Source organism: Halorubrum halodurans, from assembly GCF_002252985.1.
GTDB lineage: Archaea > Halobacteriota > Halobacteria > Halobacteriales > Haloferacaceae > Halorubrum > Halorubrum halodurans.
In genome coordinates, this window is sequence record NZ_NHPJ01000022.1 from 1 (window position 1) to 24986 (window position 24986).

The 24986-nt window shown below is 69.5% G+C and carries 24 protein-coding genes; 10 read left to right on the forward strand and 14 right to left on the reverse strand.

Annotation, left to right across the window (positions count from 1 at the left end):
- Positions 1–681 precede the first annotated feature (681 nt).
- The 5 genes from DJ70_RS02135 to DJ70_RS02155 all read left to right on the forward strand — a co-directional run bounded on the left by DJ70_RS02135 (position 682) and on the right by DJ70_RS02155 (position 6297).
- Positions 682–1449, forward strand: coding sequence for a nucleotide-binding protein (locus tag DJ70_RS02135; protein ID WP_094529703.1), 768 nt, complete (start codon positions 682–684; stop codon positions 1447–1449).
- Positions 1446–2066 (forward strand): hypothetical protein, encoded by a 621-nt coding sequence (locus tag DJ70_RS02140; protein WP_094529705.1) that lies wholly within the window; start codon positions 1446–1448, stop codon positions 2064–2066. Before DJ70_RS02135 ends, DJ70_RS02140 begins: the two co-directional genes overlap by 4 nt.
- Before the next feature lie 118 nt (positions 2067–2184).
- Positions 2185–2814 carry a hypothetical protein gene (locus tag DJ70_RS02145; protein ID WP_094529707.1) on the forward strand — a complete coding sequence of 210 codons (630 nt, stop codon included), beginning with the start codon at positions 2185–2187 and terminating at the stop codon, positions 2812–2814.
- Positions 2815–3143: 329 nt separating this feature from the next.
- Positions 3144–5486 carry a phosphoenolpyruvate synthase gene (gene ppsA, locus DJ70_RS02150; RefSeq protein ID WP_094529709.1) on the forward strand — a complete coding sequence of 781 codons (2343 nt, stop codon included), beginning with the start codon at positions 3144–3146 and terminating at the stop codon, positions 5484–5486.
- A 163-nt stretch (positions 5487–5649) separates the two neighbouring features.
- Positions 5650–6297: a halocyanin domain-containing protein gene (locus DJ70_RS02155; protein ID WP_094529711.1), complete on the forward strand. Its 648-nt coding sequence runs from the start codon at positions 5650–5652 to the stop codon at positions 6295–6297.
- A gap of 72 nt (positions 6298–6369) precedes the next feature.
- On the opposite strand, the gene DJ70_RS02160 is transcribed toward DJ70_RS02155, so the two are convergent.
- Positions 6370–7416 (reverse strand): glycosyltransferase family 4 protein, encoded by a 1047-nt coding sequence (locus DJ70_RS02160; protein WP_094529713.1) that lies wholly within the window; start codon positions 7414–7416, stop codon positions 6370–6372.
- Between the two features lie 104 nt (positions 7417–7520).
- Here DJ70_RS02160 and DJ70_RS02165 point away from each other — a divergent pair, with 104 nt between their 5' ends.
- From DJ70_RS02165 to DJ70_RS02180, 4 genes are all read left to right on the forward strand, one after another.
- Positions 7521–9332 (forward strand): S9 family peptidase, encoded by a 1812-nt coding sequence (locus DJ70_RS02165; RefSeq protein ID WP_094529715.1) that lies wholly within the window; start codon positions 7521–7523, stop codon positions 9330–9332.
- An 81-nt stretch (positions 9333–9413) separates the two neighbouring features.
- Entirely contained in the window at positions 9414–10808 is a 1395-nt protein-coding gene (locus DJ70_RS02170) for a PAS domain-containing sensor histidine kinase (protein WP_179233925.1), read from the forward strand.
- 91 nt (positions 10809–10899) lie between these two features.
- Positions 10900–11178: a signal recognition particle subunit SRP19 gene (srp19, locus tag DJ70_RS02175; RefSeq protein ID WP_094529717.1), complete on the forward strand. Its 279-nt coding sequence runs from the start codon at positions 10900–10902 to the stop codon at positions 11176–11178.
- A 2-nt stretch (positions 11179–11180) separates the two neighbouring features.
- On the forward strand, positions 11181–11411 hold the full coding sequence (locus tag DJ70_RS02180; RefSeq protein WP_066414184.1) for an H/ACA ribonucleoprotein complex subunit GAR1: 231 nt from the start codon (positions 11181–11183) through the stop codon (positions 11409–11411).
- A gap of 76 nt (positions 11412–11487) precedes the next feature.
- Here DJ70_RS02180 and DJ70_RS02185 read toward each other — a convergent pair whose 3' ends face one another.
- The 13 genes from DJ70_RS02185 to purE all read right to left on the reverse strand — a co-directional run bounded on the left by DJ70_RS02185 (position 11488) and on the right by purE (position 22992).
- The gene (locus DJ70_RS02185; RefSeq protein ID WP_094529719.1) at positions 11488–11772 is read right to left on the reverse strand and encodes a hypothetical protein; all 285 of its coding nucleotides are present in this window, start codon (positions 11770–11772) and stop codon (positions 11488–11490) included.
- A gap of 103 nt (positions 11773–11875) precedes the next feature.
- Entirely contained in the window at positions 11876–13387 is a 1512-nt protein-coding gene (locus DJ70_RS02190; RefSeq protein ID WP_094529721.1) for an NADH-quinone oxidoreductase subunit N, read from the reverse strand.
- Positions 13380–14912 (reverse strand): complex I subunit 4 family protein, encoded by a 1533-nt coding sequence (locus DJ70_RS02195; RefSeq protein ID WP_179233926.1) that lies wholly within the window; start codon positions 14910–14912, stop codon positions 13380–13382. The genes DJ70_RS02190 and DJ70_RS02195 overlap by 8 nt, the downstream gene beginning before the upstream one ends.
- A complete protein-coding gene (nuoL, locus tag DJ70_RS02200; RefSeq protein ID WP_094529723.1) occupies positions 14909–16933 on the reverse strand; it encodes an NADH-quinone oxidoreductase subunit L in 2025 nt (674 codons plus the stop codon). The genes DJ70_RS02195 and nuoL overlap by 4 nt, the downstream gene beginning before the upstream one ends.
- A gap of 1 nt (position 16934) precedes the next feature.
- Positions 16935–17237, reverse strand: a complete 303-nt coding sequence (gene nuoK / locus DJ70_RS02205; protein ID WP_094529725.1) for an NADH-quinone oxidoreductase subunit NuoK — start codon at positions 17235–17237, stop codon at positions 16935–16937.
- Positions 17237–17581, reverse strand: a complete 345-nt coding sequence (locus DJ70_RS02210; protein ID WP_094529727.1) for a hypothetical protein — start codon at positions 17579–17581, stop codon at positions 17237–17239. The genes nuoK and DJ70_RS02210 overlap by 1 nt, the downstream gene beginning before the upstream one ends.
- Positions 17578–17850: an NADH-quinone oxidoreductase subunit J gene (locus tag DJ70_RS02215; protein WP_066414171.1), complete on the reverse strand. Its 273-nt coding sequence runs from the start codon at positions 17848–17850 to the stop codon at positions 17578–17580. The genes DJ70_RS02210 and DJ70_RS02215 overlap by 4 nt, the downstream gene beginning before the upstream one ends.
- Positions 17851–17899: 49 nt before the next feature.
- Complete coding sequence (locus DJ70_RS02220; protein WP_066414169.1) at positions 17900–18361, reverse strand: NuoI/complex I 23 kDa subunit family protein; 462 nt, start codon at positions 18359–18361, stop codon at positions 17900–17902.
- Positions 18361–19428, reverse strand: a complete 1068-nt coding sequence (locus tag DJ70_RS02225) for a complex I subunit 1/NuoH family protein (RefSeq protein ID WP_094529729.1) — start codon at positions 19426–19428, stop codon at positions 18361–18363. The genes DJ70_RS02220 and DJ70_RS02225 overlap by 1 nt, the downstream gene beginning before the upstream one ends.
- Positions 19428–21095 carry an NADH-quinone oxidoreductase subunit D gene (locus DJ70_RS02230; RefSeq protein WP_094529731.1) on the reverse strand — a complete coding sequence of 556 codons (1668 nt, stop codon included), beginning with the start codon at positions 21093–21095 and terminating at the stop codon, positions 19428–19430. The genes DJ70_RS02225 and DJ70_RS02230 overlap by 1 nt, the downstream gene beginning before the upstream one ends.
- The gene (locus tag DJ70_RS02235) at positions 21092–21790 is read right to left on the reverse strand and encodes an NADH-quinone oxidoreductase subunit B (protein WP_094529733.1); all 699 of its coding nucleotides are present in this window, start codon (positions 21788–21790) and stop codon (positions 21092–21094) included. The genes DJ70_RS02230 and DJ70_RS02235 overlap by 4 nt, the downstream gene beginning before the upstream one ends.
- Positions 21787–22206, reverse strand: coding sequence for an NADH-quinone oxidoreductase subunit A (locus DJ70_RS02240; protein WP_094529743.1), 420 nt, complete (start codon positions 22204–22206; stop codon positions 21787–21789). The genes DJ70_RS02235 and DJ70_RS02240 overlap by 4 nt, the downstream gene beginning before the upstream one ends.
- Before the next feature lie 168 nt (positions 22207–22374).
- Positions 22375–22992, reverse strand: a complete 618-nt coding sequence (gene purE, locus DJ70_RS02245; protein ID WP_094529735.1) for a 5-(carboxyamino)imidazole ribonucleotide mutase — start codon at positions 22990–22992, stop codon at positions 22375–22377.
- A 116-nt stretch (positions 22993–23108) separates the two neighbouring features.
- On the opposite strand from purE, the gene DJ70_RS02250 reads away from it, so the two are divergent.
- A partial coding sequence (locus DJ70_RS02250; protein ID WP_094529737.1) for a helicase HerA domain-containing protein occupies positions 23109–24986 on the forward strand: 1878 nt, incomplete at its 3' end.

The window sequence follows — 24986 nt, forward strand, 5'->3', positions numbered from 1 at the left end:
CGGCCGCGAGTCGTCGCGGCCGGGGCTTTGGAGGAGTGTACCGAACTCGGTTCTGCTGAAGCCCTCGTTTCTAGGCACAATCCGGTATCAGACGGCTAGTCGTTGAAGAGTACTCGTGGTCCGGCTGTTTCAGTGGAGATCGAAGTAGGTAGAAGAGGCTCTGTTGAAACTCTATTTTCCAGACATAAATTGGGATGAAACACCTAGTCGCTGAAGGGTGCTTATAAGACGGGTGTTTCGTGAATTCTAGAAGCAATAAGAAGAGATCGTTGCTGAGGCAGTGAACTCTTTCAAAGCCCCAGCCGGCTCCGGTCGAGGGCCTCGCTCACTTCGTTCGCTGCGGTGCTTTCATCGGCCGTCTTCCCGGAGCCGGCTGCCCCTTCGAGTCCCACCCGACCGCAACCGCCCCGCACCTCACGCCTCCCCAGCCTCGCGGCTCGCGGTTTCACCGCTCGCCGCGTCCCTCGCGGGCTCCTCGTGCCCCTTCGGGGCACTCGGAGGCGCGCCACCGCGGTCGGTGGTTGGACTGTATTGACCACAACCAGATCGAGACGTATTGTCTGTGAAACGAATTCTCGAAGTCCTCTCACATCGTCGCACCGATCGAGACTTCAACGATTCGATCAACCCGGCAACCGCACAATAGACACCTTTTAGCGCGCCGACGCGGACGGGAGGGTAATGGTCGAGGCGTTCGCGGTCGCCAGCGGCAAGGGCGGCACCGGCAAGACGACGAGCACGCTCGCGCTCGGCATGGCGCTCGCCGAGGAGCACGACGTGACCGTCGTCGACGCCGACACCGGGATGGCGAACCTGCTGTTTCACACCGGACTCGACGACGCGGCGGTCACCCTCCACGACCTGCTCGTCGAGGGGACCGCGACCGACGTCTCGGCGGCGACCTACGAGCGGTTCGGGCTCTCGGTCGTCCCCTGTGGCACCTCGCTCGCGGGCTTTTCCGCGGCCGACCCCGCGCGGCTCCGCGAGGTGGTCGCCGAACTCGCCCGCGACACGGACGTGCTCCTCCTGGACTCGCCGGCGGCGCTCGGCTCGAAGTCCGCGGTGTTGCCCGTCGTCCTCGCCGACCGCGTCGTGATCGTGGTCGAGCCGACGATCCCCGCGCTCTCGGACGGGCTGAAGGTCCAGGAGTACGCCCGCTCGTACGGCACCGAGACCGCGGGCGTGCTGCTCAACAAGGTGCGGGATCCGGCGGCCGCGGTCGCGGAGCAGGCCGGCCGCCACTTCGGCGGCCCGGTGCTCGCGGAGGTGCCCGACAGCGACGTGGTCCGCGCCGCGCGGCGGGCCGGGAAGCCGCTCCTCGCCCACGCGCCCGACAGCGAGCCCGCCGCCCGGTACCGCGAGGCGGCCGCCCGCCTCGAGGTGCGCGACGGCGACGGGGAGGCGGTGGCGGCGCGGTTCAAGAGCGCGGTCGTCCCCGACACCCCATGACCGGGGCGCCGGGCGGAGCGGGAGGATCGGCCGATCCGCCGGTCCTCGAGATCCCGCGCGGGGACCTGCTCCGGTCGCGGGTCGTCTCCGACGTCGGGACCACCCTCGCCGCCGCACTCGACCGCGATCTGACCGGCTACGCCACGATCGTTCCCCAGGAGACGCTGCTGCTCGCCGGCGACGCCCGCGGCGTGCTCACCTTCGAGGCGGGCGTTCCCGTGTTGGCGTACAACACCGTCACCGACAGCGGCGGCCCCGACGCGCTGGCCGAGCTGGCCGTCCCCGGCCCGTACCGCATCGAGCTGTACGCGGTCGCGGCCGACGGGCTCCGGGCGGCCCACGACGAGGAGGCGCTCCGGATCCCGCCCGCGGCGGCCGCGACGGAGCTCGCCGACGACGCCGGCCTCGCCGAGCGGACCCGCGAGGCCGCGCCGGCCGACCGCCTGGCGGACGACGACGGCGAGGAGGCGGACGCGGTCGCGGCGTTCCTCGCCGACGACGACCGTATCGCGGCGATCCGCGAGCAGGCGCGCGCCGAGGCCGCGGAGCGCGCGAGCGAGTGGGGACTGGACGACGCGCTCGCGGACGACGACGCGGACCGGCCGGAGCCGTTTTGACCCGGCCGCCCCTACGGTCGCCATCACCGTCCTCCGCCTCCTCCGGCTGACCGCGCCGCGGGACTTCGCCGACTGGTACGCCGCGAGCCGCGCGTACACCCGGCACGTCGCCGAGGGAATGGGCTTCGCGGGGGCCGACGACCTCGACGGGGACCGCGTCGCGGAGCGGCTCGCCGCGGACCCGACGGACCTCCCGCCGGCGGCGGCGCGCTCGGTGGCGACGACGCTGCTCGCGGACGGGGCCTTCTCGGAGCCGTACTGCGAGTGGATGCCGCTGTGGTACGAGCTCGGCCTCCTCGCGCCGGTCCGGTACGGCGAGTGGCGGCTCCGCCGGGTCGCCCGCGAGGTCGCGGGGGCGGCCGGCGTCACCGCCAGCGCCCCGCGGTTCTCCCGCCCGCGCGACGTCGTCGTCGACGGCCGTCCCGCCCTCGCGGGCGTCTCCGGGTTCCGCGAGCGGTTCCTCGCGGCGGCCGCGCTGTTACACCTCGAGTGGTTCGTCCACGCCGCGGCCGCCGACGGGATCGCGGTCCCGACCGACCTGGTCGACCGGACGCGCGAGGAGTCGCTGTCGTACTACGCCGGCGACCGCGACGGCCTCTCGCCGCCGGTCCGTCGGTTCCAGGCGCTGCTCTTCGCCGACGACGCCTGGGTCGCTCGAGTGGACTCGGCCTACGGCCTCGACAGCCGTCTCTTCGGGCTCTGGGAGCGGCTCCTCCGGAACGAGCGACGCCGGCTCGCGCGCGACTGATCCGTCGGGCGGACGGGGCGACGGCGATCGGGACAGGGTGTTACAACATCTGTAACACGTGATCGGATCGATCGTTCGAGCAGCAAGTAAGTATAGGTCAGCCGAAGGCGTGTCGAAGCGTACGGACCGACTCCCGGTTCGTCACGCCCGCGACGAACTCGGCCCTCTCTCGCTTTCGAACTGCCGCCCGTCTCGTCCGCACGGAAACCGACCCGCTTCGAGTCGGGACGACGGACGGCCGCCGACAACTCGGTCGCGAGTAATATTTATTCGACGCCGTTCGGTTCGGAAGATTCATACGGCGGGTCGTGGATCCACCGGACACACGAATGGCAGTACTCTGGCTGGACGACGTCGACGCCGACGACATCGGAACCGTCGGCGGCAAGGGGGCTTCGCTGGGTGAACTCATCGGCGCGGGGCTGCCGGTCCCGCCGGGATTCGTCGTCACGGCGGGAACCTACCGCGAGTTCATCGAGGAGGCGGGGATCGACGAGGAGCTGTTCGCCGCCGTCGACGTGGACCCCGAGGACTCCGCCGCGCTCCGGGAGGCCGAGGCGACCGCTCGGGAGCTGATCACGGAGACCCCCTTCCCCGAGACGGTCCGCGAGGGGATCCTGGAGAGCTACCGCGAGATGGGCGACGACGGCGAGGAGGCGTTCGTCGCCGTGCGCTCCTCGGCGACCGCCGAGGACCTGCCCGACTCGTCGTTCGCCGGCCAGCAGGAGACCTTCCTCAACGTCCGCGAGGCCGACCTCCTCCGGCGCGTGAAGGAGTGCTGGGCGTCGCTTTTCACCCAGCGGGCGATCTACTACCGCCAACAGCGCGGCTTCCCCCACGAGGACGTCGACATCGCGGTGGTCGTCCAGCGGATGGTCGACGCCGAGAAGTCGGGCGTGCTGTTCACGAGCCACCCCTCGACAGGCGACCCGCAGATGACGGTCGAGGCCGCCTGGGGGCTCGGCGAGGCGGTCGTCTCCGGCACCGTCTCCCCGGACAACTACGTCTACGACCGCGAGCGCGACCGCATCGAGGACGTCACCGTCGCCGAGAAGAAGGTCGAGATGGTGAAGGACCCCGAGTCTGGCGAGACGGTCCAGCTCGACGTCGAGGAGGACCGGCGCACGGCGCGGGTGCTCTCCGACGAGGAGATCGACGAGCTGGTCGGGCTCGGCGAGCTCGTCGAGGACCACTACGGCACGCCACAGGACGTCGAGTGGGCGATCTACGACGGCGAGGTGTACATGCTCCAGTCGCGACCGATCACCACGATCCGCGAGGACGCCGACGCGGACGGGTCGGCCGACGGCGAGACCGGGGACGACGAGTTCGCCGACGCGGTGGCCGGCAACGGCGGCGTCGTCGAGGGCGACGGCGACGACGGCGACGCGCCGGACGTCCTCGTTGACGGTCTCGGCGCGAGCCCCGGCGTGGTCTCCGGCACCGTCCGGATCGTCACGAAGCTCGACCACCTCGACCAGGTCCAGGAGGGCGACGTGCTCGTGACCGAGATGACGATGCCCGACATGGTGCCCGCCATGAAACGCGCCGCGGGCATCGTGACCGACGAGGGCGGGATGACGAGCCACGCCGCGATCATCTCCCGCGAGCTCGGCGTCCCGGCGGTCGTCGGCACGGGCAACGGAACCCGCGTCCTCGACGAGGGCCGGAACGTCACGATCGACGGCGACAAGGGAACCGTCCGTGCGGGCGCCGACGAGACGGCCGAGCCCGCGGAGGAGTTCGAGCCGGTGGAGGCCGCGCGGCCGGAGACCCCCGTCAAGCCGATGACGGCGACGGAGGTGAAGGTGAACGTCTCGATCCCGGAGGCCGCGGAGCGGGCGGCCGCGACCGGGGCGGACGGCGTCGGCCTGCTCCGGATCGAACACATGGTGCTCTCGCTCGGGAAGACGCCCGAGACGTACATCGCCGACCACGGCGCGCGGGCGTACCAGGACGAGCTCATCGAGGGCGTCCGCCGGGTCGCGGACGAGTTCTACCCCCGACCGGTCCGGGTCCGGACCATCGACGCGCCGACCGACGAGTTCCGCGACCTCGAGGGCGGCGACGGCGAGCCGAACGAGCACAACCCGATGCTGGGGTGGCGCGGAGTCCGGCGGAGCCTCGACAAGCCCGAACCGTTCCGCCAGGAGCTCGCCGCGTTCGCGCGGCTCATCGACATGGGGTACGACAACTTGGAGGTGATGTTCCCGCTCGTCAACGACGCGGCCGACCTCGAGGGCGTGAAACGCCACATGCGGGAGGCCGGGATCGACCCCGAGACCCACCGCTGGGGCGTGATGATCGAGACGCCGGCGAGCGCGCTCCAGATCGACGAGCTCGCCGAGGCGGGGATCGACTTCGCCTCCTTCGGCACCAACGACCTCACCCAGTACACGCTCGCGGTCGACCGCAACAACGAGCACGTCGCCGACCGCTTCGACGAGCTCCATCCGGCCGTCCTCCGGCTCATCGGCGACACCATCGAGCGGTGTCGCGAGCTGGGCGTCGACACCAGCATCTGCGGACAGGCCGGATCGAAGACCGAGATGGTCGAGTTCCTCGTCGAGGAGGGCGTCTCGTCCATCTCCGCGAACATCGACGCGGTCCGCGACGTCCAACACGAGGTGAAGCGGGTCGAACAGCGGCTGCTGCTCGACTCGGTTCGCTGAGCGGGGCGGCCGGAAACGCCGACCCGATACGACGCCGAGGGCCGGAACGACGACGAGGACCGACCCGATACGACGAGCGGAGCCGACCGGGGGCGGCGACCGTCGCCGCGTCCGAGCGAGCGGAACCAACATATTCACTATCGGCGGTGACGAACCCGGATCCATGAGCACGGACGACGTCTCTCGGCGCACGTTCATGCGGACCGCCGGCGGCACCGCCGCCGCCGTCGGGGGAGCCACGGCCGCGACGGGAACCGCCGCGGGACAGGAGGGCGGGGGCGGCGGCGTGAAGCCGGACTGGCCGAGCGCCACGAACGGAAACGTGGGGTCGTACCAGGACGCCAGGGGCCAGGACTCGGTCACGATCTCGGTCGGCGCGGGCGATCAGGGGCTCGCGTTCGATCCGACCCAGGTCTGGGTGGATCCGGGGACGACGATCACCTGGGAGTGGACGGGAGCCGGAGGCGCACACAACGTCCAGACCGTCGAGGGCGGCGGGCCGGCCTCCCTCGACAGCGGCGACCCCGTCGGCGAGGAGGGGTACACCTACGAGTACGAGACCAGCGAGGAGGACGCCGGCATCACCCACTACCACTGCGTCCCCCACACCGCAGTCGGCATGCACGCCGGCCTCGCCGTCGGCGAGGACATCCCGACCGTGGACACCGGCGGCGGGGAGAGCAGCGCGGTGTTCGTCCCCGACGGCGCGCGCGCGCTGACGATCGCCACCTTCATCGCCATGGTGAGCACGCTCGGGCTCGCGTTCGTCTTCATGAAGTACGGCGGCACGATCGCGCCCGACGAGGCCTGACTCGCGGACCACGCGCCGTTCGCTTCCGCCGACTCTTCCCGCTTCGCGCGTCTGTTCGTGCGCGAGGAGCCGTCAGACCGCGCCGAGGTCACGGTAGACCTCGACGTATTCGTCGAGGACCGCGTCCTCGCCGTACGTCTCGAATCCGGGGTCGCTCGATAGCCGCTCGAGATCGGCGACGGCGTCGATCGCGTCCGCCAGCTCGGCGGGGCTCGTGACGAGCCGCCCGCGTTCGCGTCCCTCGACGAGTTCGTGGGCGCTCGAGTCGGCCTGGTACTCGACGAGTCCGACGCAGCCGCACGCCAGCGCCCACAGCAGCTCGGTCGGGAACGTCTCCCAGCTCGCGGTCTGTGCGAAGACGTGGGTGCCCTTGAACACCGAGACCCGCTCGTCGAGCGGCAGGTCGCCGAGGAACGCGACCCGGTCGTCGATCCGGAGGTCCGCGGCGGTCGACTCGATCCGGTCCCGCTCGGGGCCGTCGCCGATCACGGCGGCGGTCCAGTCGCCCCCGCGGCGTTCGGCGAGCGCCAGAAGGAAGGTCTCGACGTTTGCGTGGCGGTCGAGCCGCCGGGAGTAGACCGCGTCGAAGCGGCCGTCCGGCTCCGCCTCGGCGACGAGGTCGAGGTCGACGCTCTCGGGGATCACCCGGACCGCCGAGCCGTCCGCGCCGTGTTCGCGGATCCGCGTCTTCGTCGTGCGCGAGGGCGCCGACACCGCGTCGGCCGCGCGCGAGAGAAGCGGGTAGAGACGCCGCGAGTCCGCCGGGTGGTCGCGCCACCAGTCGACGAGGACCGGCGGCCCGCGGAGCCGTCCGGCGAGCGTCGTCGCGAGCGCCGGCATCGGCGGGCTGTTGACCGCGTGGACGACGTCGGGGTCGAGCCGCCGGACTGCCGCCGGAAGCCGCGTCGCGAACGCCGCCGGCGACGGGTCGACGACGACGGACCGGTACGTGATCCCGTCGGTCTCGAACGTCGCCACCTCGCCGCCCCACCAGCGGGCACACAGCCACGTCACGTCGTGGCCGCGGGCGGCGAGCCCCGCGGCGGTCCGGCGCGTTCTGGCCCGCGCCGGGGTGTCGCCGTGTTCGGGAGTGAAAAGCGAGACGAACGCGACGCGCATACGCCGACCGGACGGGGGGCCCGACCAAAAAGACCCGCCATCGCGGACACGCGAGGAGTCGTCGCCACCCGAAACGGTATCTCCCCCGCGGCGGAACGGGGGGTATGCACCGATACGACGTCGAACGGTACCTCAACGTGCGGGGGGCGGGCGGGGCGACGCTGGGTCCGGACGGCCGGCTCTCCTTCCTGCTCGACGCCACCGGCACCTCGCAGGTGTGGTCCGTCGATCGTCCGCTCGCGTGGCCCGAGCAACACACGTTCTTCGAGGAACGAGTCACGTTCGTCGACGCCTCGCCCGAACGCGCCGAGGCCGTCTTCGGCATGGACGAGGGGGGCAACGAGCGGGCACAGCTGTACCGGCTCGACTTCGAGACGGGCGCGATCACGGACCTCACGGAGCGCCCGGAGGCGAAACACCGGTGGGGCGGCTGGGCGGGAGACGGCGAGCGATTCGCGTTCGCGTCGAACCGCCGCGAGGAGGCGACCTTCGACGTCTACGTCCAGGGACGCGAGGAGACGGGCGACGACGCGGAGCTCGTCCACGCGGGCGACGGGTGGCTCTCCGTGGCCGGCTGGTCGCCCGACGACGACCGGCTGATCGTCCACGAGGCACACTCCTCGTACGACCACGACCTGTACACGCTCGAGGTCGGGTCGGGCGAGCTGACACACCACACGCCCCACGACGGCGACGTCCGGTACGGCAGCCCCGAGTGGGGTCCCGACGGCGAGGCGCTCTATCTCGTCACCGACCGCCGGAGCGACACGCTCCGGCTCGAACGGCTCGAGTTGGCGACCGGCGAGTTTGCCGTCGTCGTCGACGGCGGCGGCGACGGCTGGAACGTCGACGGCGTCGCGATCCACGAGGAGTCCCGCCGGGTCGTCTACTCGCGGAACGTCGACGGCTACACCGAGATCACGGTGGGCGAGCTGGTCGCGCCCGACCGGGTCGACGAGTTTCCCGCGCCGGATCTGCCGCGGGGCGTCGCCGGCGGCGTGAGCTTCGGGCCCGACGGCGACCGGTTCGCGATCACCGCCACGGGCAGCACCGACAACGCGAACGTCCACGTCGTCGAGACGACGACCGGCGAGACCGAGCGCTGGACGAACGCCTCCACCGCGGGGATCCCGCGCGACACGTTCGTCGAGCCCGAACTCGTCCACTACCCGACCTTCGACGGCCGGGAGATCCCGGCGTTCCTCTCGACCCCCGAGAGCGAGACCCCGGAGTCGGGCTACCCCGTCGTCGTCGACGTCCACGGCGGGCCGGAGTCGCAGCGCCGCCCCTCCTTCGGCGCGGTCAAACAGTACCTGCTCAACGGCGGCTACGCCGTCCTCGAGCCCAACGTCCGCGGCTCCTCGGGGTACGGGCGGGCGTACGCCGCGCTCGACGACGTGGAGAAACGGATGGACTCGGTCGCCGACCTGCGGGCCGGCGTCGAGTGGCTCCACGACCACCCCGAAGTCGACCCCGACCGGGTCGTCGCGATGGGGGGCTCCTACGGCGGGTTCATGGTGCTCGCGGCGCTGACGGAGTACCCGGAGCTGTGGGCGGCCGGTGTCGACGTCGTCGGGATCGCGAACTTCGTCACCTTCCTCGAGAACACCGGTGACTGGCGGCGCGAGCTGCGCGAGGCCGAGTACGGCTCGCTCGAGGAGGACCGGGAGTTCCTCGAGTCGATCTCGCCGATCAACAACGTCGAGGCCATCGAGTCGCCGCTCTTCGTCCTCCACGGCGCGAACGACCCGCGGGTGCCCGTGAGCGAGGCCGAGCGGATCGTCGAGGAGGCCCGCGAGCGGGACGTGCCGGTACGGAAACTGATCTTCGACGACGAGGGGCACGGCTTCTCGAAGCTGGAGAACCGGATCGAGGCGTACCGCACGATCGTCGAGTTCCTCGAGGAACACGTCTGAGGCACCCGCACGCGATCCGGGGCGGGTCGCCGCGAGACTCGCCGTGACCGTTATCCGTCTTCGTCGGAAACTCGGAGGGGAATGGACGGTCCCGAACCGCTCGGCCTGCTGCTCGACCAGGCGCAGGACAAGGTCGCCCTCCTGAACGACGAGGGACGGTTCACCTACGTCAACGGCGCTGCGGAGCGGATGCTCGGGTTCGCGCCCGCGGACCTCGTCGGCGAGGACGCCTTCGAGTACGTCCACCCCGACGACCGCGAGGCGGTGCGTCGCGCGTTCCGCGACGTGATCGACCGCGACGAGTTCGCCGAGGACACGGTCGAGTACCGCCATCGAGCGGCGGACGGGTCGTGGGTCTGGTTGTCGAGTCGCATGTCGAACCTCACCGACGACGGGCTCGACGGATACGTCGTCAGCTCCCGCGACGTCACCGACAGGGTGCTGGCCGAGCGCGAGCGCGCGGAAACGGCGTCGAACCTCCGGGAGATCGCGACGGTCTCCGGCGACGTGCTCTGGATGTTCGACGCCGACTGGTCGGAGCTCCGCTTCGTGAACCCCGCGTACGAGGAGATCTACGGGACGTCGATCGACGCGCTCGAGGACGACCCCTCGACGTTCCTCGACGCGGTCCACCCGGAGGACGTCCCCGCCGTCGAGGCGGCGATGAAGCGGCTCTCCGAGGGTACGCCGGTCGACATGGAGTACCGGGTGAACCCGGACGAGAACTACAACCGCTGCGTGTGGGTCCAGGCCGAGCCGATCACCGACGACGGCGAGGTGGTCCGCATCACGGGGTTCACGAGAGACGTCACCGACCGACGTCGCCGGGAGTGCCAGCTGGTCGTGATGGACAACCTCCTCCGACACAACCTCCGCAACGACCTCAACGTCATCCTCGGCCGGGCGGAGTACCTCGACTCGGAGGTGCCGGAGTCGGCGGAACACACCGCCGTGATCCGCCGCGTCGGCGAGCAGCTCCTCGAGACCGCCGAGAAGGAACGCGACATCATCGACCTCATCACCGAGGAGCGGGAACCCGAGCGGATCGAGCTCCGCGAGACGATCGCGGACTGCGTCGAGACCGCCAGAGCCCGGCACCCGACCGCGGCGATCGCGGTCTCGACGCCGGACCCGGTCGCGGTCGAGGGACGTCCCGAACTCCGTCCGGCGGTGCTCGAACTGCTCGAGAACGCGCTCCGCCACGGCGACGGCGACGACCCGACGGTGGACGTCGCCCTCCGCCGGACGCCCGCGGGGGCGGAGATCGTCGTCCGGGACGACCACGCGCCGATCCCGCCCGTCGAGGCGGACGTGCTCAGGGGCGACCACGACATGACCAACGTGTACCACAGCAGCGGCCTCGGGCTCTGGCTCGTCCACTGGAGCGTGGACCTCTCGGACGGCACGATCGCCGTGGAGTCCGGCCCGGAGCGCGGCAACGAGATCACGATCACGCTGCCGGCGACGGCGGAGTGACGCCCGGCGACGCCCTCGGCCCGTTCCGCGGGACGGGTTCGGGGCGGTCGCGGTCCGAAACGACCTTACCCCGCGGGCCCGCCTCACCGGTATGGTCGAGAACGTCGTGTATCCCGCGTACTTCGACGCCGACCGCTCGCGCTCGGAGGGTCGCCGCGTCCCGACCGACCTGGCGGTCGCGGAGCCGACCGTCGACGAGATCGCGAAGGCGGTCCAGCAGGTCGGCTACGACGCGGTGATCGAACGGGAGAAGACGTACTCCAGGGAGTACGAACCCCGCGGCGCGGTGGTGGTGCGCGGCACCGAGGACACCGCGAAGAACGACCTCGTACAGGCGATCGCCGCCTACATCGGGATCTTACGCGAGTGACGATGCGCCGCGTCGGCACCGTCGTCAGGACGGCACAGGGGCTCGCCGTCGCCCGCGCCGACCCCGGCGAGGAGCCGCCGGAGATCGGTGCCGGCGTCGTCGACGAGTCCCTCTCGCGGGTCGGCCGCGTCGTCGACGTGTTCGGCCCGGTCGATCACCCGTACGTCGCCGTCACTCCGGACGACGGAGTCTCGCTCGCCGCGCTCGTCGGCGGCCCGCTGTACGCGCGGTGAACCGCCTCGGGGCCGAGCCCCGAGGCACTCGCCCCGATCATCTCTAGGCCGGCCGTCGCCCGCGACGGGCCGGCGTTCAGGCCGGCGCCTCCTCCTCGACGATGTCGAAGTCGTCGAGCGTCTTCTCCGACCGGACGAGCCGTTCGCACACGAAGAGCTTCTCCGTGCGGTCCAGCCGGTCCCACGCCAGCTCCGGCGGCGAGGAGTCCTCGTACGCCCGAAAGCGCTCGAACACCCGCTCGTTGAGGAACCGCTCGAACGAGCCGCAGTCCGGACACGTCACGGAGAGGTGTGACGTGTCGAACTCCCGGTCCACGGTGTGTTCGAGGCAGTTCAGACAGCGGTAGCGGGTTCGGACCATGCGTGACCGAAGGCGGCGAACGCGCTAGTATCTGCGGGTAGCGGGCGGACCGTACGCGACCGAAACGCACCGAGAGAACGCGGAAGGCGACCGGAGACGGCGCTCAGAACAGTGCCGCGGCGGCGGCCTCGGCCGCCTCGATGACCGGCCCGAAGCCGGGCAGCAGCAGCACGGTCGCGACCGCCGCGAAGACGACCGCCGCGTACAGCGCGGTCGGCCGCACGTCGATCGCGTCGAGCGCGCTCGGCGTCGCGGGGTCGTCGAGGAACATCGCTCGGACGACCCGGCTGTAGTAGTACAGCGAGACGACGCTGTTCACCGCGCCGAGCCCCGCGAGCCAGAGGAACCCGTTCTCGATCGCTCCCATGAACAGGAAGTACTTCGAGAAGAACCCGGCGAAGGGCGGGAGCCCGGCGAGCGAGAACATGAACACGGCCATCGCCGTACACGCCACGGGGGCGCGCCGGGCGAGGCCGGCGTAGTCCTCGAAGGTCCGGCCGATCCCCCACCGCTCCGCCATCGCGACGAAGAGGAACGCGCCGGTGTTCATGAAGCCGTAGACGAGCAGGTGCGCCATCGCGGCACCCATCACGGCCTCGTTGCCGGCGCTGCCGGTCGAGAGCGCCGCCAGCCCGATCAGCGCGTAGCCGGCGTGCCCGATCGAGGAGTACGCCAGCATCCGCTTGACCTCCTCCTGGACGGCGGCCGCGAAGTTGCCGAGCGTCATCGTCACCGCCGCGACGACGGCGAACGCGAGCGCCCAGTCGATGCCGGCCGCGACCGACGCCCCGAGCGGGAACGCCTCGGTGAACACGCGGAACGCGACGACGAACCCGGCGGCCTTCGAGGCCGACGAGAGGAACGCGCTCACGGGCGCGGGCGCGCCCTCGTACGCCTCCGGGGCCCAGAAGTGGAACGGCACGGAGGCGGTCTTGAACGCGACGCCGCCGACGATCATCACGATCCCGATGCCGGCGACGCCGGCGAGCGCGTCGAGCGACTCGACCGCGCTCGCGACCTCGCCGAAGACCAGCGAGCCGGTGGCGGCGTACACCAGGGAGATCCCGAAGAGGAACACCGCCGACGACAGCGCCCCGACGAGGAAGTACTTCAGCCCCGCCTCGACGCTGCCGCGGTTCTTCTTTAAGAACGCCACGAGCGCGTACGACGGCAGCGACACCATCTCGAGGGCGACGAAGACGACCGCGAGCGAGTTCGCGACCGCCAAAAGCGCCATCCCCGTCGCGGCGAACAGCGTCAGCGAGTAGAACGCCGCGGGGTTCGCGTGGTCGTGGAAGTAGTCGTGGGCGGCCACGACGACGAGCGCCGTCACCGACGCGAAGATCGCGGTGAAAAACAGCGCCAGCGTGTCCACCTTCACCGCGCCCTCCAGCAGCGTGATCGCCCCGCCGGCGTCGACGTGGCCCCGCCCGGCGATCACGAACCAGACGGTGACCGAGAGCGACGCGAGCGCGCCCAGCGCGCTCACGACCGCCATCGACGTGTTCGACCGCTCGTTGGGGCGGATCGTGTCGACGACGAGCAGCGCGAGCCCGGTGAGTCCGAGCAGCAGCGCCGGCGACAGCGCGGTCCACGCCGCAGTCACGTTAGACATCGACGCTCACCCCCTCGACCACGGGCATCGCGGCGTCACGGATCATCTCGAAGAAGATGTCCGGCGCGACCCCGAGCACGATGATCGCCGCCAGCAGGACCGCGAGCGGCGCGACGTCGTGGAACGGGGCGGGACCGACCTCGTAGTCGGTCTCGAGCCGGAACGGCCCGAACAGCGTCTTCTGCATCGCCGACAGCAGGTAGCCGGCGACGATCACGATCCCGAACATCGCCAGCGCCGTGAAGACGGGCGCGTACGGGAGCGACGGCGCGCCGAACGCGCCGACGAAGATGAAGAACTCTCCGGCGAAGCCGGCCATCAGGGGAAGCCCCATGTAGCCGAACGCGCCGGCGACGAGGATGCCGACGGTGAGCGGCATCCGGTCGGCCATGCCGGCCATGTCGCCGACCATCCGCGTGTGCGTCGCGTTGTAGACCACGCCGACGGCCATGAACATCAGCCCCGAGATGAGGCCGTGTGCGACCATCTGGAAGGTCGCGCCGCCGACGCCGTACTCGGTGAAGACGACGAGCCCGAGGATGACGTACCCCATCGACGAGACGGAAGAGTACGCGACGATGCGCTTGAGGTCCTTCTGTGCCAGCGCCAGCATCGCGCCGTAGATGACGCTTATCACGGCGATGGCGGCGATCGGGACCGCGAGCGCGGACGCCTGCTCGGGCAGCATCGTGAAGTTGAACCGGAGCAGCGCGTACGTCCCCATCTTCAGCAGGACGCCGGCCAGGAGCACCGATACCGGCGTCGGCGCCTCGACGTGGGCGTCCGGCAGCCACGTGTGAACGGGCACGATCGGCACCTTCACCGCGAACCCGGCGAACATCGCGAGGAACGCGACCATCGCCATCCGGTCGGGCGAGATGCCGAACCACGTCTCGAGGCCGCCGTCGGCGAGCGCCCGCGTGATCTCCGGCAGCGCCAGCGACCCGATCGAGTCGCCGAGCGCGAACGTCAGCGACATGAAGCCGATGAACATCAGCAGCGACGCCGCGTTCGTGTACACGAAGAACTTGATCGCGGCGTACTTCCGGCGGGGGCCGCCCCAGATCCCGATGAGGAAGTACATCGGCACGAGGACCGCCTCCCAGAAGACGAACCAGAGGAAGAAGTCGAGCGCGGTGAACACGCCGAGCAGGTTCGCCTCCATGAACAGCATCAGCCCGTAGAACTGGCTCTGCCGCGAGTCGACGGGCGTCCACGCGCTGAGGATCGCGAGCGGCACGAGGAACGTCGTGAGCACGACGAGCGGCAGGCTGATCCCGTCGAGCCCGACGAACCACGACACCGTTCGGCCGCCGACCTCGACCCACTCGTAGCGCGACTCGAAGGCGATCGTCCCGCCCGTGAGCGCGTTCCCCGCCGCGTCGAACCGCGACCAGAGGTAGAGGCTGCCGACGAACGGGACCGCGCTGAGCGCGAACGCGAGCCGACCCGCCCACTCGTTCGGAACGAGCAGGACGAGGAGCGCGGCGAGGAACGTGAACCCGATGAGCGCCTCGAGTATCACAGGAACCACCCCCCGTTGAGGCCGAGGACGACGAGCAACGCGATCAGCCCCAGCGTGAGCATCGTCGCGTACTGCGTCACCAGTCCGGTCTGTATCCGCCGGACGCGACTCCCGCCGGCGAGGCTCACCGAGGAGACGCCGTTGACGACGCCGTCGATGATGCCCTGGTCGAAGGTGTCCGAGCCGCCGGCGATGTCTTCGGTCCGATACGCGATCCAGACTTGGAGTTCGTCGAGGTAGTAGTTGTTGTACAGCACGTCCTTGATCCCGCCGAGTTTCGCCGTGTGCTCGGTCGGCGACGCGACGTTGTAGAGCCGCCACGCGAGGCCGAGGCCGGCGAGCGCCAACCCGAGCGAGACCGCCGCGCCGACGAGCACGGTCGGGACCTCCCCGCCCGCGATGTAGCCGCTACTGTACGGGCCGATGTCGGCGTAGTGGTGCGAGGAGAGCCCCTCGATGCCGCCCCACTCGTTGTCGAGCCAGCGGTGGAGGTAGTCGATACCCTCGAGTCCGAGGACCTTCTGGACCGGCACCATGTTGATGAAGCCGGTCACGACGGCGAGCGAGCCGAGAACCGTCAACGGCCCCTTCACGTTCCAGCGGACCGGTTCGGGGTCCCGTGCCGTGGCCGAACGCGGCTCGCCGTGGAAGGTCAAAAACACCATCCGGAAGGTGTAGAAGGCGGTGACCGGCACCGCGAGCAGCCCCATCACGTAGCCGCCGAGAAGCAGCGGCTCGTTCAGGCCGTGGACGAGCGCCTCGTAGAGGATCTCGTCTTTCGACCAGAAGCCGGCGAACGGGAAGATCCCCGCGAGCGCCAGCGACCCGGCGAGGAACGTGTAGTAGGTGACGGGCATCTTCGACCGCAGCCCGCCCATGTCCCACATGTCCTCGTTGTGGTGCATCGCGATGATGACCGAGCCGGCGCCGAGGAAGAGCAGGGCCTTGAAGAAGGCGTGGGTCGTGAGGTGGAAGACCGCGGCCACGTATCCGCCCGCGCCGAGCGCGAGCATCATGTAGCCGTACTGCGAGATGGTGGAGTACGCGAGCACCTGCTTCAGCTCGTCCTTCACCACGCCCATCGTCGCCGCGAACAGCGCGGTGAAGCCGCCGACGAACGCGATGACCGCGAGCGTCGTCGGCGTCAGCGCGTAGAAGCCGTACATCCGCGCGACGAGGTAGACGCCGGCCGCGACCATCGTCGCCGCGTGGATGAGCGCGGAGACGGGCGTCGGGCCCTCCATCGCGTCGGGCAGCCAGGTGTGGAGGGGGAACTGCGCGGACTTCCCGACCACGCCGCCGAGCACGAGCAGGCCGACGACGGTGAACCACGTCTCGACCCCGAGCCCGCCGGGCGTCCAGACGTCGCCGGAGCCGGCGAGCGCCGCCTCCGCGAGCGCGGGGAACGATCCCTCGCCGGCGAACGCGGCCGTGCCGAACGTCGCGAACACGGCGACGACGCCGACGAGGAAGAAGTAGTCACCGAAGCGGGTGACGAGGAAGGCCTTCTTCGCCGCCGAGGGCGGACCGGGCTCGCGGAAGTGGAACCCGATGAGCAGGTACGAGCAGAGCCCGACCAGCTCGAAGAACATGAACGCCATGAGCAGGTTGTCGGCGACGACGAACCCGAGCATCGAGGCGGTAAAGAGCCCGAGCCCGGCGTAGTAGCGCGGCAGTCCGGTCTCGCCCTCGTCGTTCATGTAGCCGAGCGAGAAGACGTGGACCAACAGCGCGACGAGCGTCACGATGACTAACATCAGCGCCGACAGCGGGTCGATCAGCGCGCCGAACGTGAGCTCGAACTGGTCGCCGGCCGCCCACGTGTACAGCGTCTCGTCGTAGGCGCGGCCGCCGGCGACCGCCGTCGCGATCCAGATCGACAGCAGGAACGAGCCCGCCGTCGCCGCGATGCCGCCGAAGGCCCCGCCCTTCGGGAGGTACTTTCCCGCCCCGAGCGCGACCAGGAACGAGAAGAACGGTAACAACACGACCGCCGGAACGTACGCGAATGCGTCCACCATCTTACCACCTCATCTCCGTCGGAACGGTCACGTCGATGTCTCCGAAGTTGCGGTACATCACGAGGATGATCCCGATCCCGATCGCGACCTCCGCGGCCGCCAACGCGATCACGAACAGCGCGAACACCTGCCCCGTGAGGTTGCTGTAGTACCACGCGAACGCGACGAAGTTGATGTTGGCCGCGTTCATCATGAGCTCGACGCTCATGAGGAAGTACAGCGCGTCGTTTCTGGTGAGGACCCCGAACAGCCCGATACAGAAGATCCCGGCCGCCAGGAGGAGGTACCACTGGACCGGCACCATCACCGCTCACCCCCGTCGCGGCCGCCGTCGGTGAGCGCCTCGCCGATCGCCGCGCTCACGGAGCCGCCGTCCTCGCGGCGCGCGAGGTAGATGGCCCCGTCGACGGCGACGTCGAGCGCGACCGCGACGATCAGGAAGGCGGCCAGGAAGCCCTCGGAGGGGATCGCCGCCGCCTCGCCCAGGTTGAACAGGGCGTAGCCGACGTTGTGGACGATCGACTCGCCCTCGGGGAAGCCCGCCGCCTCCTCGAAGCCGGCCGACAGGAACGTCGCGGCCATCACCGCGAACAGCGCGCCCACCGCGATCGCGGGCAGGATCCGGGTTCCGCCGGAGTCGTCAGTCATCCGCTACTCACCTCCACGTCGTTCGTGCCATCCGATCGCGTGAGCATCACGGCGAACGTGACGAGAATGAGAACCCCGCCCACGTAGACGAGGATCTGCATGGCGGCGATGAACTCCGCCCGTAACATCACGTAGTGCACCGCGACGCTCGTCAGGGCTCCGCCAAGGAGCAACGCGGCGTGAAACACGTCGCGCGCCAAGACGACCCCCAGGCTGAACGCCAGCGTGACCGCGGCGAACAGCGCGAACGCGATGGTGTCGTAAACCATTGTGTAACCCTCCTATCAGTGTCCCTTTGAAGATTTCGAGATACGCCCGTTACTGGTAGTCGACCTCGCCGTCTCCCTCCCCGATCCACGCGCCGCGATCGGGGTTCCGGGACTCCAGCGGGTCGATTCCCTTGTACCACGGGACGTTCTTGAGCTGTTCCTTGTTGTAGACGAACTCGTCTTTCGAGTCCGCCGTGAACTCGAAGTTCTGCGTCAACAGGATGGCGTCGACGGGACAGACCTCCTCACACAGCCGGCAGTAGATACACTGGCCGATGTGGAGGTTGTACTGCTCGCCGTTTCGCTGGTCGTCCTGAACGATCTGGATCGTGTCGTTCGGGCAGACGTTCTCGCACTGCCGACACCAGATACACCGCTCCTGGCTGAACTTGTGGACCCCGCGGAACCGCGGGCTCACGTCGGGTGCGTCCTCCGGGTACTCCACCGTGAACGTCGACCCGTCCAGCGCGTGTTTCATCGTCGTCGCCATCGATTTCATGAGTCCGATCATTACGCGATCACCCCCACGATTACGGCCGTGAGCACCAGGTTCGCGAACGACAGCACCAGCATTCCCTTCCAGCCGATCTCGATCAGCTGGTCGATGCGGACGCGCGGGAGCGCGGAGCGCGCCCACTGCGTGAACAGGAAGAAGCCCCAGAGCTTCACCACGAACCAGATGAAGCCGATGCTCTCCGGGCCCGGCCCGGAGGCGCCGCCGAGGAACGTCACGGCGAGGATGGCGCCCCCGAGGAAGATGTGGACGAACTCGCCGAGATAGAACAACACGAAGTACGCCGAGGAGTACTCCGTCTGGTACCCCGCGACGATCTCCGTCGGCGCCTCGGGAATGTCGAACGGGTTCCGACCGATCTCCGCCATGTTCGCCGTGAGGAACAACACGAAGGCGAACGGGTTCACGAAGGCGTACCACGTCGGAACGTCGAAGCCGCCGACGCTGAACAGGACGTCGCTCTGTGCGGCGACGATGCCGCTGGTCTGGAGCGTCCCCGCGAAGATGACGACGGACATCGCGGTCACGATGAGCGGGATCTCGTACGCGAGGTTCTGTGCGACCGCGCGGAGCCCGCCGAGCATCGAGTACTTGTTGTTCGAGGCGTAGCCGGCCATCACCAGCGAGATGGACGCGATGGAGGCGAACGCGAACACTAACGCCAGCCCGACCTCGGGGTCGGCGATCTGGAGGTTCACCGGGCCGAGCCGTCCCATCGGGATCACGGAGAAGCCGAGCAGCGCCGACGCGGGCAACACGAGCGGCGCGAGGTCCCACGTCGGGCGGTCGACGCCCTCGGGGACGATGAGCTCCTTCGCGAGCAGCTGGACGGCCGCCGCCGGGATGATGAGCAGCCCGAACGGCCCGATCCGGTCGACGGCGATCCGGTCGGTGAACGCGGCCGTGATCTTCCGTTTCGCCCACGGCCCGGCGACGCCGGTGAACGCGAGCACGATGTTTCCGACGACTGCGGCGGCGACGAGCGAGCCGACGACGTCGCCGAGCACGCCGGAGAGCCCCAGCGTCTCCGAGACGAACTCGGGGAACAGCTGTACCGTCCCCATCAGCGGTCCACCTCCCCGAGCACGATGTCGAGGCTCCCCAACGCGGCGATGACGTCGGGGATGTACTCGCCGTTGGCCATCTCCGGGAGCGTCTGGAGGTTCGAGAAGCACGGCGACCGGATCTTGAAGCGGGCGGGTTTGTCGGTGCCGTCCGCACGCATGTAGATGCCGAGTTCGCCCTTGGCAGCCTCGACGGCGCGGTAGATCTCCGTATCGTCGTCGGGGCGGAGCGTCCGCGGGACGTTGGCCTGGATGGTTCGTTCGTCCTCGGGCCAGTCCTCGAGCAGGTCGACGCACTGTTCGATGATCTTCGCGGACTCCTCGACCTCGCGCATCCGGACCAGCAGCCGCGAGTAGTTGTCACAGCCGTCCTCGGTCACCACGTCCCAGTCGAGCTCGTCGTAGTAGCCGTACGGGTCGTCGCGACGCAGGTCGTAGTCGATCCCGGAGCCGCGGGCGACCGGGCCGGTCGCGCCGTAGTCCTTCGCGACCGCCGGCGGGAGGATCCCCGTGTCGATGGTCCGCATCTGGAAGATCTCGTTGGCGGTGACCAGGTCGTGGTACTCCTCGACGGAGCCGGGCAGCTGGTCGAGGAAGTCGCGCGTCTTCGAGAAGAACTCCTCGCGGGGCTCGGGCAGGTCCCAGACGACCCCGCCGAGCCGGAAGTAGTTGAACATCAGCCGCTGGCCCGTCAGGTCCTCGAGGAGGTCCTGAACGCGCTCGCGGTCGTTGATCGCGTACATGAACGTCGCCGTGAAGTCGCCGTTCACGTCGAGCGCGAACGTCGCGAGCGCGAGCATGTGCGCCGCGATCCGGCACATCTCCGCGCCCATGGTGCGGATCACCTGCGCGTACTCGGGGACGTCGATGTCCGCGAGGTCCTCGGCCGCTCGCGCGTACGCCCACTCGTTGAGCAGGCCCGCCGAGATGTAGTCCCACCGGTCGGGGTACGGCATGATCTGGTGGCGGTAGGTGCCCGACTGGGCCATCTGCTCCTCACAGCGGTGGAGGTAGCCGATGTCCGGCTCCACGTCGATCACCTGCTCGCCGTCGAGGATCGTCTTCAGGTGGAGGACGCCGTGGGTCGCCGGGTGGTGCGGCCCGATGTTGAGGAACATCGTGTCCGACTCGGCGTCGCGGTGGTGGTCCGCGAGCGGGTTGGCGTGCTCCGGCAGCGTGGCGATCTGCGGGCGGTCCTTGTCGTAGTCCATCGAGAGCGGGTGTCCCTGCCACGTCTCGGGCAGCAGGATCCGCCGGAGGTCGGGATGGTCGTCGTACTCGATCCCGATCAGGTCGTACGCCTCCCGCTCGTGCCAGTCCGCCGTGCGGAACACCGCCTCGCCCGACTCCGAGACCGGACGGTCCTTGTCCGCCGGCACGACGACGCTCACCTCCTGGGTCGGGTCGTCGAACTTCTTCAGGTGGTAGATCGACTCGTACCGGTTCTCGTACTCCTGGGCGGTGACGAGCGACAGGTGGTCGTAGCCGGCCTCCTGTTTGAGTCGCGAGAGGGTCTCCTGGACCGCGTCCGGCCGGATGACGAAGCCGGGCGCGTTCAGGTGGTCGTCGCGGTCGATGACGAGGTCGCCGAGCAGGGCCGCCAGCTCGTCGGGAGTCCGCTCGGGGACTTCGTCCGTCTCTGTGGTGTCTGGTACTTCGAGGCTCATGGTGAATCGGCGAAGTTGTACCGCATGACGAGTTCGTCCTCGTCGATCTGGTCGGCGAGCGTCTCGACGAGCTCGTCCCTCTCGAGGTCGGAGAACTCCTCGAGCTCGTACGGCTTCACCGTCACGGGAGCGGCCTCGCCGTTCGCGATGCGCTCCTGGAGCTTGACGACCCCGTAGACGAGCGCCTCCGGACGCGGCGGGCAGCCGGGAACGTGGATGTCGATCGGGATGACCTCCTCCGCGCCCTTGATCACGTTGTACCCCTCCTGGAACGGGCCGCCGGAGATGGTACACGACCCCATCCCGACGACGAACTTCGGCTCCGGCATCTGGTCGTAGACGCGTTTCATTCGGGGGGCGAACTTCGAGACGATCGTTCCGGGAACGATCATCACGTCCGCCTGCCGCGGCGACGCGCGGGGGACCCCGCTGCCGAAGCGGTCGAGGTCGTGTTTCACCGCGTAGGTGTGCATCATCTCGATGCTACAGCAGGCGATGCCGAACTGTAGCATGAACATCGAGGAGCCGCGACACCAGTTCAGGAACTTGTCGAACTTGGTGAGGATGAAGGGCGAGGAGCCGAACGCCTCCCGAAGCCGGGAGTTGAATCGGTCCCCCTGCCCCTCCATGCGGCTGTCGCGGGTCTGTGTTACCACGCGCGATTCGTCGGTGATGAAGGGTTGATCGCTGCTCATGTGTTGATGTCACGCTCCGTCTTTCTGCTGGCCGCACGGGAGCTGCGGGCCCACTCGACCGCGCCGGTCCGCCACGCCCAGCCGAGTCCGATCGCGAGGATCCCGACGAAGGCCAACATCGGCCACAGCAGGTCCGCCATGGGGACGCCCGCCTCGATCGCCGGACGGTAGATGACGGCCCACGGGAACAGCAACACGGTCTCGATGTCGAAGACGACGAACAACAGCGCGACCATGTAATACTGGATGTTGAACCGGATCCGCGTCCCGCCCGTCGGGGTCTCGCCGGACTCGTAGGTGGTACTTTTGCCGGTCTCAGGCACGCTCGGGCGAAGCAACGCCGAAACCGTCATCATCCCTATCGGGATGAGGAGGCCGACGGCCGCCAAGGCGCCGATCGCTATCCAATCACTCATATAGGTCTCCGTAACGTCCGAGGATTTGAACCGCCCCCTCATAAGCGTTGAGACTCGTGCGCGCGGGCCCGTAGAGCGACGGAACCGGACCGCCGGGGTCGGCCGATACGCCCGTCCCGGTCCCCGCGTGATCCCGCCCGCGGGCGGGAGTCGATCGGCCGCGTCTCGTCACTCGCCGCGCCGGTCGCGGAACCCCTCGATCCCTCGGTCGTGGAGGTCGGCGGAGACGTCGGCGACGCCGCCTTTGAGGTCCTCGTGGTACGCCGCCAGCCGCTCCTCGAGCTCGTCGTGCTCGCGCGCAAGCACCTGCGCGGCCGAGAGCGCCGCGTTGAACGACTTGCCGGCGTCGACGGCGACGATCGGCGCGCCGGTCGGCATCCCGATCACGGAGTCCACCGACTTCTCCTGGACGGGCACGCCGATCACGGGTATCGGGTACGCGATCGAGGCGGTCATGTTCGGGAGGTCCGCCGACTTCCCGCCCGCGCCCGCGACGATCACGTCGAGCCCGCGGGCCGCGGCGGTCTCGCCGTAGGCGTACATGAGTTCTGGCGTCCGGTGCGCGGAGACGACGTAGCTCTCGAAGGTGAACCGCGCGTCGGGCGCGTCGTGGAAGTCCGTCTGTTCCGCGAATCCGAGCTCCGAGAGCGCGTCGTACGCGCCCTCCATGACGGGCAGGTCGGAGTCCGACCCCATGACGATCCCCACGTCGGGGGTCGTCTCCGGGTCGGCGTCCGCCGCCGCCTCCGCCTCGAGCCGGTCGATGAGGTCCTGGACCGTGGGCATGGATCCGGGATCGGCCGGCGGGGTGTAAGTCGTTGCGGGTTCGGGTCCCTCGCGGGATCCGCTCGTCGACGCCGCCGGGGCGATGCTTTATCACCGGCGCGCTACCTGTCACGGGTATGACCGAGCAGGAGACGATCCACGTCGCGGACGTCAGCGAGGGGATCGGCGGCGACGCGACGGCGGAACCGGGGTCGCCGGTCGAGCTTCCGGTCGTCGACGTGCTCACCGGCCGGTCGTTCATCACCGGCAAGAGCGGCTCCGGCAAGAGCAACACCGCGAGCGTCGTCATCGAGAACCTCCTCGACAACGGATTCCCAGTTATTATCGTCGACACAGATGGTGAATATTACGGCCTGAAGGAGGAGTACGAGATCCTCCACGCCGGCGCGGACGACGAGTGCGACATCGTCGTCTCCCCGGAACACGCCGAGAAGCTCGCGAACCTCGCGTTGGAACAGAACGTCCCGATCATCCTCGACGTCTCGGGGTACCTCGAGGAGGACACCGCCAACGAGCTCCTTCTCGAAGTGGTCAAACAGCTGTTCGCCAAGGAGAAGCGCCTCAAGAAGCCGTTCCTGCTCGTCGTCGAGGAGTGTCACGAGTACATCCCGGAGGGCGGCGGGATGGACGAGACGGGCAAGATGCTGATCAAGGTGGGCAAGCGCGGGCGGAAACACGGCCTCGGGATCGTCGGGATCAGCCAGCGGCCCGCCGACGTGAAGAAGGACTTCATCACCCAGTGCGACTGGCTCTGCTGGCACCGGCTCACCTGGGACAACGACACGAAAGTGGTGGGGCGCATTCTGGGCTCGAAGTACGCGAGCGCCGTGGAGGACCTCGGCGACGGCGAGGCGTTCCTGATGACCGACTGGGACGAGTCGATCCGCCGGATCCAGTTCCACCGCAAGGAGACGTTCGACGCGGGCGCGACCCCCGGACTCGACGACTTCGAGCGGCCGGAGCTCAAGTCGGTCTCGAGCGACCTGGTCGGGGAGCTCCAGTCCATCTCCGACGAGAAGGCGCGCCGCGAGTCCGAGCTCGCCGATCTCCGCCAGGAGCTCGACAAGAAGGACCAACGGATCCGCCAGCTCGAGAGCGAGCTGGAGGAGGCGCGCGATCTGAGCGACATGGCCGACCAGTTCGCCCAGGCGCTTCTGGGGAAGGCGGAGGCGCCCTACCGCGGCGGGTCGGGGCGATCCGTCGCCTCGCGGAAGCGGCCGGACCAGTCCGAGCTCGGCGATCACGACGGGGAGGCGACGACCGGCGGGGCGGACGAGGGGGGATCGACCGACGCGGAGACGGTCGGCGCGGGCGGGACGACGACCACGGGGACGGAAGCCCCGGCGACGGACGCCGCAGACGGCGAGCACGGGACGGAGGGGCCGGACGGGCGTCGGAGGGAGGACGCCGAGCCGGAGGACGACGACGCGCCGGCGACCGGCGTGGACCCCGTGACCCGCTCGGACGTCGCGGAGGGCGCGCTCCGGTTCGACGACGCGATCGAGCTCGGCACCCGCGAGGCGGTGATCGACGAGCTCCGCGGGCGGATCGAGTCGCTCCCGGAGCTGTCGCGCGGGATGTTGCGGCACTACCGACGGGAGGGCGTCTCCGATCCGGTGGCCGCCCACATCGACGCGGGCGGTGACGGCGACGCGGGCCACGCCTACAGCCGGCACCGGCCGATCCGGAAGGCCGGACTCATCCGCCACGCCGGACGGGGCCACTACGCCTACGCCGTGCCCGACCTGATCCGCGAGGCGTACGCCGACCGGCTCGACGAGCCGGCCGTTCGCGAGACGGTCCGGGAGGTGGAGACGGCCTTCGTCCCGCCCGGCGAGCGCTCGTACCCGCCGGACGCGACGCCGGAGGACCTCGGCGAGGACGAGACGTGGACCGGGAAGCCGGCCGACGGGGCGTGCGAGGAGTCGACCGACGGGGCGTTCGGGGGCGCGGCGGAGGGGGCGACCGACGGGACCGGACCGATCGGTCCGTCA